The sequence below is a fragment of the Allobosea thiooxidans genome, from assembly GCF_900168195.1.
GTDB lineage: Bacteria > Pseudomonadota > Alphaproteobacteria > Rhizobiales > Beijerinckiaceae > Allobosea > Allobosea thiooxidans.
Genome location: NZ_FUYX01000017.1, coordinates 51,105 through 67,461, shown reverse-complemented (window position 1 = coordinate 67,461; position 16,357 = coordinate 51,105). Strand labels below are relative to the sequence as shown.

The window sequence follows — 16,357 nt, the reverse complement described above, 5'->3', positions numbered from 1 at the left end:
AATGACGCTTGGTCAGCAGCCATGTAAGCTCGCCGAGCCTGCCTTCGAGTGAGCGAGACCCGCATGTCGTGGTACAGCAAGGTCGTCTGGTCGGAAGGGCTTTTCCTCAGGCCGCATCACTTTCAGCAGAACGATCGCTATCTCGAGAACCTGCTGGAAGCCCGCGTCAGGAGCGTCACGCCCTATCCCTGGGGCTTCTCGGTTCTGGAGATCGACCGCGACCTCGCCCAGCAGAGCCGCATCGGCCTGCGCCGCGCCGTCGGTGTGATGCCCGACGGAACGCCCTTCGCCCTGCCCGACAACAGCCCCCTGCCGGCCGCGATCGAGGTGCCGGAGAACGCCGCCGGCCAGATCGTCTGGCTATCGCTGCCGCTCGCCGCCGCCAATACCCGCGAGGTCGAGGATGCGCTGGACGGCTCTGCCAGCCGCTATGTCCCGGCGAACGAGATGCTGATCGATTCCACCGCCGCGCTGCGGACCGAGGAGGAGATCGACGTCGCCCATCCACGCCTGACGCTGGAACTGCGCAAATCGTCGAAGGCCGGCTATGTCGGCCTGGCGCTGGGCCGCATCCTCGAGGTGCGCGACCGCGCCGTGCTCTTCGACGAGAAATTCGCCCCGCCGGTACTGGTCTGCTCGGCTTATCCCGTCATCGAAGGCTGGCTCGACCGCGTCATCGGCTGGATCGACAACAAGCTGGAGGAGCTCGCCCGCTACGCCGCCGACCCCACCGCCGGCGGCGGCCTGCAGAGCGCCGACTACTTCGTGCTCCAGCTGCTCAACCGCAACATCCCCGTGCTGAAGCACATGCGCCGCTCGCGCTTCGTCCATCCCGAGCGGCTGTTCTCGACCTTCCTCGCGCTGGCCGGTGAGCTCGCCACCTTCACCACCGCCGAGCGCCGCGCCCGCGACTATCCCGCCTATGATCACGACGATCTGGAGAACTGCTTTGCGCCGGTGGTGCGCGACATCCAGGACTTCCTCTCGGCCAATCTCGGCCGCCGCGCCATCCGGCTGGAGATCGTCGAGCGGGCGCCCAACGCCTTCATGTCGACGATCCGCGACCGCAGCCTCGTGCGCAACGCGACGCTGGTGCTGGAAGTCGCGGCGCGCCGGCCGCTGACCGAGATCCAGGCGCAGTTCCCGCAGCTCTTCAAGGTCGGCCCCAACACCAAGATGAACGAGATCGTCCATGCCCATCTGCCGGGCATCAGCCTCGTCCATCTGCCGACGCCGCCGCCGCAGATCCGCGCGCTCACGGATCATGTATACTTCTACCTCGACCGCACCTCGCCGCTCTGGCCGGAGTTCAGCACGGCGAGCTCGATCGGCATGCATTTTTCCGGTGACTGGCCCGATCTCGAGCTCGAGCTCTGGGCGGTTCTGGAGGGCAGGCGATGAGCGACCAGGGTTCGTCCGATCCGTTCGGGCGTTCCGAACGGACCATCATCCGGCCGAACCCCGGCGGGCGTCGCGCAGCCCTGCCGTCCGCTCCAGCCGCGCCCGCGGCAACTCCCTCTTCCCAGCCGCAAGCGCCCTCGCCCGGCGTCCCCGGCACCGGCGACGAGTGGATGTCGAGCCCGCCGCCGGTGCCGCAGGCCTCCCCGCCCGTGGCCGACGGCGTGCCACTGCCCCGACGCGAACAGCTGCTGACGCCGAACGCCAACCCGCTGCTGCGTGCCGCCGGCCCGCTCCTGTTGCTGCTCGGCCGGATGCGCGCCGGCCTCTCCAACGCGCCCTTCGTGCAGCTTCTCGGCCAGGTCGGCGATTCCATCGAGGCTTTCGAGCATGAGGTCCGCGCCGCCGGCGTCTCGGCCGAGACTGCCCGCACGGCCAAATACGTCCTCGCCGCCACCGCCGACGACATCGTCCAGAACATTCCCGGCGACGACCGTCATGTCTGGACGCAGTACAGCATGCTTTCGCGCTTCTTCGGCGAACGCACCGGCGGCATCCGCTTCTTCGAGGAGCTGGACCGAGCCAAGGCCGACCCCTCGGTCAATTACGACCTGCTGGAATTGATGCATGCCTGTCTGGCGCTGGGCTTCCAGGGCATCCACAGGACCTCGGCCGGCGGCGCCGCCAATCTCCAGATGATCCAGCGCAACCTGTTCGAGACGCTGCGCCGGGTGAAGCAGCCCGATCCCGAGCTGTCGCCGCGCTGGCGCGGGCAGGCCATCGTCGCTGCCGTCGCCGGTTTCAAGGTGCCGGTCTGGTCGGTGGCCGCGATCGCGGCGGTTGCCCTGCTCGGTGTCTACTTCGTCTTCCGCGCCCTGCTGTCCGGCAATGCGGAGGCGGCCGCGACTGCCCTGCTCTCGGTCCATCCCAAGGGCGAGATCGGCATCATGCGCAAGGTCTTCTCGGCCCCGCCGCCACCGCCGCCTCCCCCGGCACAGCCGCCGAAAGTCTGCGCCGCCGTTCAGCCGCCGATCGTCTGCCTGGTGACGCCGAACGTCATCGTCGTCCGCCTCGTCGGCATCAACCTGTTCGAGCCGGCGCAAGCCGCGGTGCGCGCCGAGTTCCAGCCGCTGATCGAGCGCATCGCCAGCGTGCTGGAAAAGGAGGGCGGGGCCATCAAGGTCGTCGGCCATACCGACAGCGTGCCGATCCGCACCGCCCGCTTCCCGTCCAATGTCGAGCTGTCGCAGGCCCGCGCCAAGGCGGTGGGCGACGTGCTGAAGACCAGGCTGAGCCAGCCCGACCGGATCGGCACCGAGGGCAAGGGCGCCGACACGCCGATCGCGCCCAATAGCACCGCCGACGGACGCGCACAGAACCGGCGCGTCGAGATCCTGATCCAGCGTCAGAGTTAGGGAGGCAGGCATGAATCTCGCCACCTGGCTCCGCATCGCCGCCATCCTGATCGGCGCGCTCGCGCTGGCGGCGCTGATCTGGTTCGGCGGCCCCTTCCTCGCCCTCGGCGAGATCAGGCCCTTCGAATCCGCCTGGGTACGCCTGCCCGTCGTCGCGCTACTCTTGCTCGCAGCACTCGGCTGGATCGCCCTCATCGTCATCCGCCGCCGCAAGGCGACAGCGGCGCTGACCGAAGCGCTGGAAAAGGAGGAGTCGACCGGCGACGGCGCAGCCCTCTCCAGCGCGATGAAGGATGCGCTGGCGACGCTGAAGAGCGCCCGCGGCAAGGGTAGCGATTATCTCTACGACCTGCCGTGGTATGTCATTATCGGTCCGCCCGGCGCCGGCAAGACGACGGCTCTGGTCAATTCCGGCCTGAAATTTCCGCTGGCACGCGGCGCAACGCCGGCCGCCGTCGCCGGCTCCGGCGGCACCCGCTATTGCGACTGGTGGTTCGCCGAGGATGCGGTGCTGATCGACACCGCCGGCCGCTACACCACGCAGGACACCGATACCAAGGCCGAAAAGGCGAGCTGGCTTTCCTTCCTCGACCTGCTCAAGGCCAACCGGCCGCGCCAGCCGATCAACGGTGTGCTCGTCGCGATCAGCGTCGAGGATCTGCTGACCTCCTCGCCCGAGGAGATCGCCGCCCATGCCGACGCGATCCGCGCCCGCCTGCTCGAACTGCACGAGCGGCTGAAGGTCGATTTCCCGGTCTATGCCGTCTTCACCAAGGCTGACCTGATCGCCGGCTTCAACGAGTTCTTCGGATCGCTGACCGAGCCGCAGCGGCGCATGGTCTGGGGCCATACCTTCCAGACCGCCGACAAGACCCGCAACATGATCGGCGACGTGCCGCCTGAATACGATGCGCTGATCGCGCGGCTGAACGAGCGCCTGCCCGACCGGCTGCAGGACGAGCCCAATCCCACCGCACGTGCGCAGATCTTCGGCTTCCCGAGCCAGATGGCGACGCTGAAGCGTGCGATCGTCGACTTCCTGACCCGCGTCTTCGAGCCGACGCGCTATCACGCCAATGCGACGCTGCGCGGCTTCTACTTCACCTCCGGCACGCAGGAAGGCACGCCGATCGACCAACTGATCGGCGCGCTCTCGCGCAATTTCGGTTCCGATCACGCCGGGGTGGCTTCCTTCTCCGGCAAGGGCAAGAGCTATTTCCTGACCGAGCTGATCCAGAAGGTGGTGATCGGCGAATCCGGCTGGGTCTCGACCGATCTCGGCGCCGCCCGGCGCAGCACCGCGTTGCGCGTTGCCGGCTTCGCCACCGTCGCGCTCCTCACGCTCGCCGCGCTCGGGCTGTGGTGGACGAGTTTTTCGCGGAACAGCGACCTCGTCACCGCGACGAATTACGGCCTCGCCGATTATCGCAGCGCCGCCGCGCCCGTATTGCAGGAGACCACGGTTTCGGACCGCAATTTCAGCCGCATCCTGCCGCTGCTGCACAAGCTCCGGAACATGCCGGCCGGCTATGCCACCCGCGAGGAGCCGACGCCGACGCTCGCCACCTTCGGGCTGAGCCAGCGGGAGCGCCTGCAGAACGCGACCGAGATCACCTACCGGCAGGCGCTCGAGCGGATGCTGCGCTCGCGCATCATCTTCCGGCTGGAGGAGCAGCTCGAGGCCAACGCCAACAACCCCGGCTTCGTCTACGAGGCGCTCAAGGTCTACATGATGGTCGGCGGCCAGGCGAAGCTGGACCGCGACCTCGTCACCTCCTGGATGCGGCTCGACTGGGCCGAGAACCTCTTCCCCGGCCCGGCCAACGCCAAGGGCCGCGAGGCGCTGGAGGAGCATCTCACCGCCATGCTCGACCTCGACGAGGGCGACGCCGAGCCGATCGTCAAGCTCAACCAGTCGCTGATCGAGCAGAGCCAGCGCACGCTGCGCCGCCTCAGCATCGCCGAGCGAGCCTATGAGCTCCTGCGGACGCAGTCCCGCAGCGAGAGCCAGAAGGATTGGGTGGTCTCGCAGCGCGGCGGCTCGGATGTGCGCCTGGTCTTCGAGGGACTCAGCGGCGAGGATCTCGACCAGATCCGCGTGCCCTATTTCTACACCAATGACGGCTTCCAGAACGCCTTCATCGGCCGGCTCGGCGATATCGGCGACCAGATCGAGCGCGAGCGCTGGGTGCTTGGCGAGAATCTCGACCAGCAGGCGATCACCACCCAGTACGCCACGCTCTTCCCCGACCTGATGAAGCTCTACAGCCGCGACTATGTCGCGAATTGGCAGAAGGCGCTGAAGCGGCTGAAGCTCAGGCCCCTCAACGCCGACAAGCCGCGCTATGTCGCCTTGAGCGCCATCGCCGCACCGACCTCCCCCTTCAAGCAGGTGCTGGAATCGCTGCGCGACGAGACGCAGCTCACCAAGGAACGCCCGAACGCGAAGAAGGCAGCCGCGCAGGCCACCGCTCAGGCCGCTGCCGACACGCTGGCGCAGCGCGCCAGCAATGCGCTGGGACGGCTCGGCGCCAACCTTCCCCTTGCCGCCCCCGGCGTCGAACGCCTGCTCGCGGGCGGCACCGACACGACCCTCGGCGCCGATATCGAGGCGCAGTTCAAATCCTTCCACGTCCTCGTCGACGGCGATCTCGGCCGCCGGCCGGTGGACCAGCTCCTCCAGACCTTCGCGGAGATCAACCAGAACCTCGCCACGGCGGCGACGAACCCCGCGCAGTCGGCCGCGGCCAACGCAGCGCTCGTGCCGCTGATAGCGACGCTGCGCGCCAATTCCTCGCGCTATCCGGCGCCTTTCGACGGCATGGTCATCCAGGCGGTCAACGATTTCGAGGGCGACGCCACCGGCGCGACCGTCGCCCTGCTCCGGCAGGCGCTGGCCGAGCAGGTCACGCGCATCTGCACCGAGGTGATGAACAACCGCTATCCCTTCACCAAGGCGAGCGCACGCGACGTGCCGCTCGCCGATTTCGCCCGGCTCTTCGCGCCGGGCCAGATCATGGACAAGTTCTACAAGGAGCGGCTGGAACCCTTCGTCGACACCTCGAAGGCACAGTGGAGCTGGCGAGTCGACAGCCGCGTCGCCCGCGCGCTCTCGCCGACGACGCTCCGCGAATTCCAGCGCGCCGGAGAGATCAGGGACGCCTTCTTCCCGACCGGCGGCAATCTGCCCTCCTTCCAGATGGTGGTCACGCCGACCGCGCTCTCGGCCGATGCCGCCAACGCCAAGCTCGAGATCAACGGCATCACCGTGACCAGCCAGCAGGGCGTCAACACGCCGACCCCGGTGATGTGGCCGGGCGGCGGCGTCGGCAAGACCGCGATCACGCTGACGCTCGGCGGCAGCAGCGGCAATTCCGGCGGCATGTTCGGCGGCGGCTTCTTCTCCTCCGGAGCGCAGCAGCCGCAGGGCGAGGTCAAGCTCTTCGAGAAGGAGGGCACCTGGTCCTTCTTTCGCCTGCTCGATTCAGGCTCGGTGCTGAAGCAGGGCGACAATGTCGGCTTCACGCTGAATGCCGGCGGCCGCCAGGTCGGCTATTCCTTCGGCGTCGGTTCGCTGAAAAACCCGCTGATCCTGCCGGCGCTGCGGGAAATCCGCTGCCCTTCGGGGATCTGAACCTTGAACTGCGGCCTCTTCGGCAAGCTCCCCGCCAAGCGCGATTTCATCGCGCTCAACGCCCCTAGCGCCTTCCTCGCGATCTATGAGAAATGGCTGCAGGGCGGGCTGACCGCCAGCCGCCTCGAACTCGGGCCGCGCTGGCAGGGGGCTTATCTCAACGCGCCGATCTGGCGCTTCTGGCTGGGCAGCGCCCATGCTGGGCAGACGGTCGCGGGCGCCTTCATGCCCTCGGTCGACGGCGTCGGCCGCTATTTCCCGCTCACCGTCTTCGCCGCCACCGGCACCGCGATCCCGCCGCCGGAGCTAGACCCGCAGGATGGATGGTTCGAGGCGGTCGAGGCTTTCCTGCTGCGGGCGCTGGAGCCGGAAGCCAGCTTCGAAGCCGTGGCTGGGCGCCTTGCCGCCCTGCCGCTTCCCAATGACCAGCATCTCGCCGCCCCGCCTGCCGACATGGTCCGCCTTTCCGACGGCACGATCGCAAGCGCGGCGATCTCCTCCGGCTTCCCCGAACGGCTCGCCGCCCTGCGCATCGAGGATCATGCCCGCGCCTATGCCCATGCCTGCTATCTCTGGACCATCGGCGGCCCGAATTTCGAGCCGCTGGCGCTCACCGGGCAGGCCCTGCCCGATCCTTATCTGTTTGCCGGCCTGCTCACCGGCCGCTTCGATGCCCATATTCCGAACACGCCAGGACATGAGGGCGATGTCATGAGGGCGAAGCCATGAACGATGCCCCGCAGGCCGCCTGCGACTTCGAAACCGGCTGGATCAGCCATACCGGCAAGGTCCGCGCGGCGAACGAGGACAATTTCCTGCTGCGCCCCGAATTCGGCCTCTGGGCGGTAGCGGACGGCATGGGCGGGCACGAGAACGGCGCTCTCGCGAGCGCCACCGTCGTCGCGGCGCTGGAAAGCGTCGGCGCCGCAGCCTCGGCCTCGGAACTGCTCGCCATGCTCGAGACCAGCGTAATCGAGGCCAATGCGACGCTGCGCGCAGAAATCCGCCGGCGCGGCGCCACCATGGGGGCCACCCTCGTCGCTCTGCTCATCCACCGGCAGCATTTCGCCTGCCTCTGGTCCGGCGACAGCCGCGTCTATCTGGTCCGAGCCGGGCGCATCGCCCAGCTCTCGCGCGACCACACCGAAGTCCAGGACATGGTCGATAGCGGCCTGCTGAGCGCCGAGGAGGCGTGCCGCTCGCCGCGGCGCCACGTCATCACCCACGCCATCGGCGTGCATGAAAGGCCCGAGCTCGACCTCGAGAACGGCGAGATCGCCGATGGCGACGCCTTCGTCCTCTGCTCCGACGGGCTTACCGAGCATGTCGGCGACGCCGAGATCCTGCAGGCGGTCGAGGCCGGCGGCGCGCAGGCCGCCTGCGACGCGCTACTGGCCCTGACCCTGGCCCGTGGCGCGCATGACAACGTCACGGTCGTCGTGGTCCGTTGCCGCAGGGGCGCGGAAAGGACACGCTGGATGCCGAACCGGCCGGCGCGGAAGGGCGTGGCGCCGGCTGACGACACGCCTAGGAGCGCCACGTCATGAGCGACGACTCCGAACGCACCGTCTTCGCCCCGCGCAGCAATGCCCGCATCGGCACGAAGCTCAACGGCATCTACGAGATCGAGAGCCTGATCGGCGTCGGCGGCATGGGCGAGGTCTATAAGGGCCGCGCCATCCAGACCGGCGACGCCGTGGCGATCAAGATGATCCGCCCCGACATGGCGCGCGACGAGGCCGTGCTCGCCCTGTTCCGGCGCGAGGCCGCCGCCCTGCACAACCTCTACAACGAGGCCATCGTCCGCTACTACGTCTTCGCCATCGACCCGGTCACCGAGACGCCCTATCTGGCGATGGAGTTCGTCGACGGCCAGTCGCTCTCGGAACGCATCAGGGAGCGACCGCTCACGCTGGCCGAGGCCGACATCCTGCGCCAGCGCGTCGCGCCGGGGCTGCATGCCGCCCACCGGCTCGGCATCGTCCACCGCGACATCTCGCCGGACAACATCATCCTGCCGGGTGGCGATCCCGCCCGCGCCAAGATCATCGATTTCGGCATCGCCCGTTCGAGCCTGCTCGGCGAAGGCACGGTGATCGGCTCCGGCTTCGCCGGGAAGTACAACTATGTCTCGCCCGAGCAGCTTGGCCTCTATGGTGGCGAGGTCACCGGCCGCTCGGACATGTATTCCTTCGCCCTGGTGCTGGCCGAGGCGGTCACAGGCCGCCCGCTCGACATGGGCGGCACTCAGGTCGAGATCCTCGACAAGCGCCGCCGCCTGCCCGACCTCTCCGCCGTCGATGCGAGGCTGCGCCCCCTGCTCGCGCGGATGCTCGCTCCCGATCCGAAGGACCGGCCGGCGGATATGGCGGAGGTCGCCGCCTGGCAACCCGCAACCACCGGGCAGGCGGCACGCGGAACGACCGGTACGGGGCAATCGCGCCGCTCCCCCCTGCCTCTCGTCGCCGGCATCGCGGCACTGGCGCTTCTGGCGGGCGGCGGCCTCTACGCCTGGACGGCGTTCGGCCCCGACCGGAGCGGACAGAGCGCGCGCTTGTCGAAAGCCGAGGCTCCGGCCCTGTCAGAGCCACCGCCCGCCGCGCCCGCCGGCAACGCCCCTGTCCTGACGGATGCACCGGCGCAGGCCCCGGCGGCGCCCGCCGCCACTGCTCCACCGGCCCCGCCGGCTCTGTCCCAGCCTTCGGCTGCGCCGCTTCCGGCCGGCCCCCAGGCAACGCCTTCGGCCCCGGTCCCGGCATCGCCACCATCGCAGTCGCAGGCGAGCATGAGCGCCGAACGCCCCACCGAACCGGCGCCCCGCCCTCCAACGACCGAGCCGGCCCCCAAGCCTTCACCGCCCGCGAATGTCGGAGGAAGCGGCAAGTTGCCCGTTCCCGTCGCACTGCCGGCGCCCCCCGAACCGGTCAAGGCACCGGCTCCGGCACCGGGCCAGCAGGCCGCCGCGCCGGGCCCGGAGCCACGCACTCCGGCCGAGCGGGTCGAGCGCTATGTCCGGACCTATGACGGCGGTCCCTGCTTCTTCCTCTGGCCGCAGGAGATCGGTGATCGCAAGGCGACGCTGGAGGGCTTCGGCAGCGCCACCGCGCCCTTCGTCACCTTCGACAACGCCTTCAAGGCGGCGCAGGGCTTCGAGGCCCAGATCCATCTGCGCCCGGTCACCGCCGCGCAATGTCCGATGGTCGAGTTCCTGCGCCAGCCCGGCATCGCCATCGACCGCAGCCCGCGGCTGCAGATCGGCGCCTTCAACATGAAGAGCGGCGAGATCCTCAACGGTTCGGTCGAGGCCGGCGGCGGCCTCAATCTCGACGTCGTGCTGATCGGCGATGACGGCCTCGTCTACAACCTCGGCAGCTTCATGAAACGCGAGGGCGACAAGGCGATCTTCAACCTCAAGCTCGAATCGACCGGCGCCGCCGCGCGCCCGCAGACCGTGCTGGCGCTCGTCAGCCCCGAGCCGCTGCCGGCCCTCTCCGGCCCGAATCCCGCCCCTGCTGCCGAGTTCTTCGCCAATCTCAAGCTCGATCTCGCCCGGCAGAGCGGCAAGCTCGGTCTCGGCATCAAATATTTCCGGATCGAGTGATCGCGCAGGCGGCGCCGTCACGCGACGGGCGGCGCCCGCTCACATCTCGCGGTAGAGCACGCCCCATTCCTCCTGCCAGACGCCGGCCGCGTCCTCGACCACGATCGGCGCACGCAGTTCGTTGGCGAGGCGGATCGCCGTGCGGAAGGCGTCCTTCGCCGCCAGCTCATCGCTGACGAAATCATTGACCAGATGCCCGCCGGCGAGATCCGCGGGGCAGAGCACCCGGCCGAACGCCTCGCCGCCGCGCTCGCTCAGGCTGAGGGTGATCGCGTCGGCCTGTGGCTCGTCGACCTGCTCGAAACGGTTGGCCGGCATGGCTCTCTCCTTTCGCGCCCCCGAAGCGGGAGCGGTTTCCGCGGGTGGGATCGCGCGCGGCGAAACGGTCACTTCTTCGGCTGCGGGCGCGTCAGGCCCGGCCCCATGGTCGGCCTCACCGCGGCATAGCGCTCCAGCCTGAGCTTGATCATGTCGTTGAACTTCCGGTGGACCTCCGAGACCGAAAGCACCTTCGTCTCGCCTCCGGCATCGGCATAGAAGATCGGCCGATTGGCCTGGGCCGGCCGCGGCAGCAGCTCGGCCGCCTTGACGCCGGGCGTCTCCTCCATCGTCTCGATGAAGGTCTGCGCCGCGTCCGGCCCGAGGAAGTGGATGAGGTAGATCTCGCCGCCGGTGAGATGGCGCCCCATGGCGCGCTCCAGCCTCAGCGTGTCGCGCTTCAGCATCTCCGCCGCCAGCAGCGCCGAGACATAGGGTTCGCGCCGCATGTCGAGGATGCGCTGGCGCTCGCCGGCATCGCCGATGACGAACTGCCGGCCGGAACGGCCGATCAGCTTCGCCTCCGCAGCGAGCCCGTGGCGGGCCCCGAACTCGTAGATCACGCCGAGCCAGGTCTGCTCGATGAACTGGTAGAGCCCGGTGGCAGAGGAGGTCTTCGCCTTCACCCCGGTCGAGAACGAGGATTCCTTGTCCGCCACCGCCATCAGCAGCGTCGGATCGGCGCCGACGACGCGGCTCGCACGCACGATCAGGTCGACCAGATGCCGGCGGATCCGGATCGGGCCGAAGGTCAGGACCTGATCGGGATCGCCGCTGGAGATCTGCGGCGGCGGCTGCGGCGCGCCGCCCGGCGAGGCCGGGACGCCCGGCGCCCCCTGGACCTTTGGCGGCACCAGCAGGATGTTGGAAGGCAGCTGCAGCTGATTGACCGGCACCTGCTGCGCCGGCGTCTCGGCCTGCGGCTCGATCGCGGCCAGCGAGGGATCGTTGTCGAGCGCGAACTGCGCCGCCTGCCGCGCGCCCTCCAGATCCCGCTCGACCGAGGACAGGATCAGGGAAGGCCGCGCCGGCGCATCCTTCAGGGCCGGAGCCGCGCTGTCGGCGCTCGTCTCCACCAGGGCCGGTCGCGGCCGGTCCTGCTGCTGGAGCCTGGCGTAGGCAAGCCCGAGCACCGCCGCCGCAATGCCGCAGGCGACGACCGCGACCCCGACGATGGCGCCCCGGCCGCTCATCCGCCTGTTTGGCGGAGCGCTGCGGACCACTCCCACGTCTGCGCCGGTCGAGGCCGAAGGCCGTGGCGGAGTGCTGCCCCGCGCAGCCGGCCGCCCCTGCGCCTGACGGGAGCGCTTCGCCTCGGCGATCGGCACCTGGGCGGCCGAAGCTTCAGCGGGCACAGCCTTCGCGGCAGGTGTTCCGGCGCTCACGAGGCGGCGGAGCTCGACGAACCAGCCCTCGCCATGCCTATCGAGCGCTGTCAGGTCGGTGACGAGCCGTTGCGCCGCGAGCAGCGGCACGCCCGCTTCCCGCGCGATGGCGGCGCTGGCGCCCCGTCCCGGCTGCTCGGCCAGCATCCGCAGGGCGAAGAACCAGAGCTGAAGCGACGTGCGCCGGCTTTCGAAGGCCGTACCGTCCGCCGGATGGATCATGTAGCTGCAATGATTGCAGGCGAAGCCCCTGAGCTTGGGGCGCGGCTGGAAGGATGCGGCGCGCCCGCAGGCCGGGCAGGCCATGATCGTCCCGCCATGGCGCAGGCGCATCAGCGCGGCGAGGCACGCCTCCTCCGGAAACAGCGCCTGAAACTGCCGGAAGCGTTCGCTCATCCTGCCGGCCCGGCTCCATTGCCCTTCCGCAAGGGTACGCCCCGCCCGGCGGGGCTACAATCGTCAGGCCCGCAGCAGCGCGAGCCGGGCGACATCCTTGAGATGCATCGCCACCTCCGCCGCCGTCGCCCGCTCCGGCAGGTTCGGCTCGGCGATGCCGGCCGCGCGCGTCTCGGCGAGGAAGGCGTTCATCGCGTCGAGCAGCATGGCCTGGTCGCGCGAGCCGTCGAGCAGGCTGACGAATTTCCGCACGACGATGCTGTCGAGCTGGACCATGCGATGGCGCTGGTCGGTGACCTCGAAGGAGGTCGAAGCCTGCCAGCGTGCGACCGCGCTCGCGGCCGGCCGCTCGCTGACCTCGGTCGTCAGCGGCGGCGGCTCCAGCCTGATGTCGAGCAATCCCGCCTTGAAGATCGCGATCAGCGCTTCCTCCAGCCGCGCGACCTCTCGGGCCCATGCGGGCCCAGCCGCGATGCCCGCGCCCCGGCAGGACCGCTCCACCAGCTCGGGCCAACTCACGCTGGCGGGCCAGATCTCGCCGAGGACGGCAAGCGCCGCCTTGCACTGTGGCAGGTCGACCGAGAGCCCGACCCCTTCGTGGAACTCGAAGCGTTCGGCGCCGGGCCTTTCCGGCTCCGGCTGGCGCAAGGCAGGCCGGACATCGGCTGAAAGATAATAGGGCCGGAGCGCATCCGGCCGGATGCCGCGCCGCAGGGGCACCGCCTCGCGGCAGAGCAGGGTCTCGCGAAAGGCCCGGCCGATCAGCATGTCGAGCGTCTGCTCGCGCCGCGCCACCTGTTCGACCGGGATCTGCGCCAGCATCTGCCGCGCGGCCTCCTTCGCCCCGCCATGGACATTGGGGAACGAGGCTTCGGCCAGGAACTGCAGGCCGTGCCGCTCGGCCACCGCCAGCACCTCGTGCAGCGCGAAGGCCCGGGCGCCGGGGTTCAGATCGTCATGGTAGAGGACATTGTCGGGCAGTTCGTCGATCTGCTTGCAGCGCTCGCGCAACACCACGCCATGGAAGCTTTCGGGGTCGCTCGCCTCCGCCACGGCCTTCAGCGTCGCCCGGGCCACGCGGACCCGTTCCTGCGGATCGTCGATGTCGCGGACCGCATGGAGCATGACGTCGCGCGCCAGGTCGCGCAGCCGGCAGCCGGGCAGCGCATTGTAGCTGACATAGGCCACGCCCTGCGGAGCCAGCAGCATGCCGAACAGCGCGATGATCCGCTCGCGCACCGCCTCCGGCACCCAGGAATAGACGCCGTGGACGATGATGTAGTCGAAGCGGCCGAGATCGGCCTCCAGCGTCAGGATGTCCTGCTGCCGGAATGCGAGGTTCCTCAGCCCGAAGGCGGCTGCGGTCTCGCTCGCCTGCCGGATGGAATCGGCGCTGAGGTCGATGCCGAGGAAGTCGCTCTGCGGAAACTGCGCGGCCATGGGCACGAGATTGCCGCCACGGCCGCAGCCCAGCTCCAGCACCCGCATGGCCGAAGGCAGGGCCGGGCTCATCCCGTGGAAATGGGCGATGGTCGCCAGCCGCGCCGGATGGGTCTGGGCGAAGGAGTGCCCTGGATAGGCTACCGCGTCATAGGGATTGATCGCTGAAGCGCTGGTCATGGCAGCCTGCCCGGCCTGGTTGCAGCCATTCCACCCCAGCACGCGCCGCAGCGCCTCATCCATTTGAAGGAGCGCGGGCCGCGTGGGCGCTTTCAAGCCGCGAGCATCGCTGAGCGGTGCGGGCAGAGGCTGGCAGTTTGGCCACACTGGCCGAAATGCTCTTCGCCCTGAAAATCCGGAAACAACGGCAAGTGCCCGCAAGGAATCGAAAATATCCTCGCAGGCCGGCTTTCGGGACGATCCGATGCAGCTGTCGCTTTTGCGTTGCGCCGACGGCCGGGCTTCTGGGAACCTCCGTCATATGGCGGACGCCGTTTCGAGTCGCGCCCGCCAGACAGGTCCAGCGAGCGGATTCGCTCGCATCGCGGGGGAAGCGTCATGCCGACAACAGCCCGGGCCTATGCGTATCTCGCCGCCGCGCTGATCGCGGTCCTTCTCGCCGCGGGCCTGTCGGCAACGCCCGCCTTCGCCCAGAAGCGCCTCGCCTTCGTCATCGGCAACGGCGCCTATGCCAATGTCACCAAGCTGCCGAATGCGCTGAACGATGCCAATGCGACGCGCAGCATGCTGCAGGAGGCCGGCTTCGACGTCACCCCGGCGCTCGATCTTTCGCTCGCCGGGCTGCGCGGCGCGCTCGACGTCTTCGTCGAGAAGGCCCGTCAGGGCGGGCCGGACGCCACGGCGCTGGTCTATTATGCCGGCCATGCCGTGCAGCTCGACGGTGCGAACTACATCCTGCCGACCGATGTGCGCCCGCAAGGGTCGGCCAACATCCCGAACCAGTCGCTGTCGCTGAGCGAGATCCTGCGCCGCCTCGATTCCGCCGGGGTGAAGGCCAAGATCGCGATCCTCGACGCCTGTCGCGACAACCCCTTCGCCGCACAGGAGCTGTCGCGCGGGCTCGCCCTGCAGATCGTCGACGGCGCCAGCGAGGGCATCCGCAGCGAGGCCGGCCTCGCCCGCGTCGATTCCGGCAGCGGCACCTTCGTCGCCTTCGCCACCTCGCCGGGCTCGACCGCGGCCGATGGCAGCGGCCCGAACAGCCCCTTCACCACCGCCTTCCTGCGCGAGGCGCGCGAGCCCGGCCTGCCGGTCGAGCAGCTCTTCCGCCGCATCCGGTTGGCGGTCTACGACTCGACGAACGGCGTCCAGATCCCCTGGGACACCTCCTCGCTGATCAACGATTTCAGCTTCTTCCAGCGGCCGGAGGGCGTTCCCCAGGCCCAGCCACAGCCTATGGCCGGCACCATCGCGATCGCCGCCCGCCCGACCCCCGCCATGCTGCGGACACTGTCTCCGGCCGACGCCTACCGCACCGCCATCGCCTGGGACCGGCGCGATATCTATCGCAGCCTCCTCGACGCCAATCCCGACGACCAGACCGCCTTGCGCCTGCACCGTATCCTGTCGCAGCGCACCGAGGAAACCGCCTGGACCGAGACCGTGCTCGCCGGGGACGCCGAATCCTTCAAGCTCTTCGCCCGGCTCTATCCCGGCTCGCAGCATATGAACGAGGCGCTGCGCCTTGCAGCGAGCGCGCCGAGCCGCAACCGCGTCGTCCAGGTCGCGCAGACCTGCCCGGTCTGCCCGGCCGTGCCGCCCGGACCGCGCACCCGGCGCGCCGACCACACGCCGCGCGCCGTCTCGCCCGCCCATGCCGGCGCGCCGCGCCGCGCCCCGGTAACGTCGCCTCCGACGATGGCCGCCCCGGCCGAACACGCGCCGGCGCCCGTGCTGCCGGTCCTGCTGCCCGAGCGGCCGCGCTGGACCGGCTTCTATGTCGGCGGCTCGCTCGGTGGCGGCAGCCAGTCCGGGCGGACGAGCGTCGCCGGCCCGTTCGGCGGCCCGACCGTCGTGCCCACCACCGTCACGACGACCACGACCAACACCACGACGACGACAAACACGCAGACGACGCCCCTGCCCGTCACCACGACCGTCGTCACCACCACGACGGCAACGACCAGCGTCACCGGACCAGCGAGCCTCGCCGCGACGGCCATCAACCCGCTGGCCGTGCCGCGCAGCCTGACGCCGGACGGCGGCGGCATGGCCGGCGGCGCGCAGTTCGGCTTCAACTACCAGATCGGCGCCGTCGTCGTCGGCGCCGAGACCGACCTGTCCGTGACCCGCCTCGGCGGCAGCCAGACCGTTTCGCTCGATCCCGGCACCCGCTTCACCACCCGCGCCGAGAACGAGCTCTCGATGCTGGGGACGGTGCGGGCCCGGGCCGGCGTCGCGCTCGGCGATTTCCTGATCTACGGCACCGGCGGCTTCGCCTATGGGCTGCTCGACCAGAAGGGCTCGATCGCGCCCGACGACCCGCTCGCGACCTCCGGCGCCGCGGCCTCCCATTCCGGCATTGCCAGTGGCTGGGCCGTCGGCGGCGGCGTCGAGTATGCGATCCTGCCGAGCATGACGATCCGGCTCGACTATACGCATTACGATCTGGGCAGCCGGCGCCTGACCTTGCAGGATTATACCGGCCTCGCCCCCTCGCAATACGCGACGATGCGCGCCCGGACATCCGGGGATATCGTCAAGGCCGGATTCAACTTCGGCTTCTGACGCGGCGGCGCGCGGGCTAGGC

Annotated in this window: 10 protein-coding genes; 7 read left to right on the top strand and 3 right to left on the bottom strand. The window is 69.6% G+C overall.

Annotated elements, in window-relative coordinates:
* Positions 1 to 63: 63 nt before the first annotated feature.
* Genes tssK through B5Y19_RS25895 form a run of 6 tightly spaced genes read left to right on the top strand, consistent with a single transcriptional unit; the run spans position 64 to position 10,048 of the window.
* On the top strand, positions 64 to 1,401 hold the full coding sequence (tssK, locus tag B5Y19_RS22680; RefSeq protein ID WP_055730165.1) for a type VI secretion system baseplate subunit TssK: 1,338 nt from the start codon (positions 64 to 66) through the stop codon (positions 1,399 to 1,401).
* Positions 1,398 to 2,813 carry a type VI secretion system protein TssL, long form gene (gene tssL, locus B5Y19_RS22675; RefSeq protein WP_055730166.1) on the top strand — a complete coding sequence of 472 codons (1,416 nt, stop codon included), beginning with the start codon at positions 1,398 to 1,400 and terminating at the stop codon, positions 2,811 to 2,813. The genes tssK and tssL overlap by 4 nt, the downstream gene beginning before the upstream one ends.
* Positions 2,814 to 2,823: 10 nt before the next feature.
* Positions 2,824 to 6,447: a type VI secretion system membrane subunit TssM gene (tssM, locus tag B5Y19_RS22670; protein WP_055730167.1), complete on the top strand. Its 3,624-nt coding sequence runs from the start codon at positions 2,824 to 2,826 to the stop codon at positions 6,445 to 6,447.
* Positions 6,448 to 6,450: 3 nt separating this feature from the next.
* Positions 6,451 to 7,176: a type VI secretion system-associated protein TagF gene (gene tagF / locus B5Y19_RS22665; RefSeq protein WP_055730168.1), complete on the top strand. Its 726-nt coding sequence runs from the start codon at positions 6,451 to 6,453 to the stop codon at positions 7,174 to 7,176.
* Positions 7,173 to 7,994: a PP2C family protein-serine/threonine phosphatase gene (locus tag B5Y19_RS22660; protein WP_079592150.1), complete on the top strand. Its 822-nt coding sequence runs from the start codon at positions 7,173 to 7,175 to the stop codon at positions 7,992 to 7,994. The genes tagF and B5Y19_RS22660 overlap by 4 nt, the downstream gene beginning before the upstream one ends.
* A complete protein-coding gene (locus tag B5Y19_RS25895; RefSeq protein ID WP_055730170.1) occupies positions 7,991 to 10,048 on the top strand; it encodes a serine/threonine-protein kinase in 2,058 nt (685 codons plus the stop codon). The genes B5Y19_RS22660 and B5Y19_RS25895 overlap by 4 nt, the downstream gene beginning before the upstream one ends.
* A gap of 39 nt (positions 10,049 to 10,087) precedes the next feature.
* Here the strand turns inward: B5Y19_RS25895 and B5Y19_RS22650 are convergent, their stop codons facing one another.
* The 3 genes from B5Y19_RS22650 to B5Y19_RS22640 form a co-directional block, all read right to left on the bottom strand.
* The gene (locus B5Y19_RS22650; protein WP_055730171.1) at positions 10,088 to 10,366 is read right to left on the bottom strand and encodes a hypothetical protein; all 279 of its coding nucleotides are present in this window, start codon (positions 10,364 to 10,366) and stop codon (positions 10,088 to 10,090) included.
* A gap of 68 nt (positions 10,367 to 10,434) precedes the next feature.
* Positions 10,435 to 12,147, bottom strand: a complete 1,713-nt coding sequence (locus tag B5Y19_RS22645; protein WP_055730172.1) for a transglycosylase SLT domain-containing protein — start codon at positions 12,145 to 12,147, stop codon at positions 10,435 to 10,437.
* A gap of 63 nt (positions 12,148 to 12,210) precedes the next feature.
* Complete coding sequence (locus tag B5Y19_RS22640) at positions 12,211 to 13,767, bottom strand: methyltransferase regulatory domain-containing protein (RefSeq protein WP_176168699.1); 1,557 nt, start codon at positions 13,765 to 13,767, stop codon at positions 12,211 to 12,213.
* A 378-nt stretch (positions 13,768 to 14,145) separates the two neighbouring features.
* Here B5Y19_RS22640 and B5Y19_RS22635 point away from each other — a divergent pair, with 378 nt between their 5' ends.
* Entirely contained in the window at positions 14,146 to 16,335 is a 2,190-nt protein-coding gene (locus B5Y19_RS22635; RefSeq protein ID WP_079592149.1) for a caspase family protein, read from the top strand.
* The last annotated feature ends 22 nt before the right edge of the window (positions 16,336 to 16,357 follow it).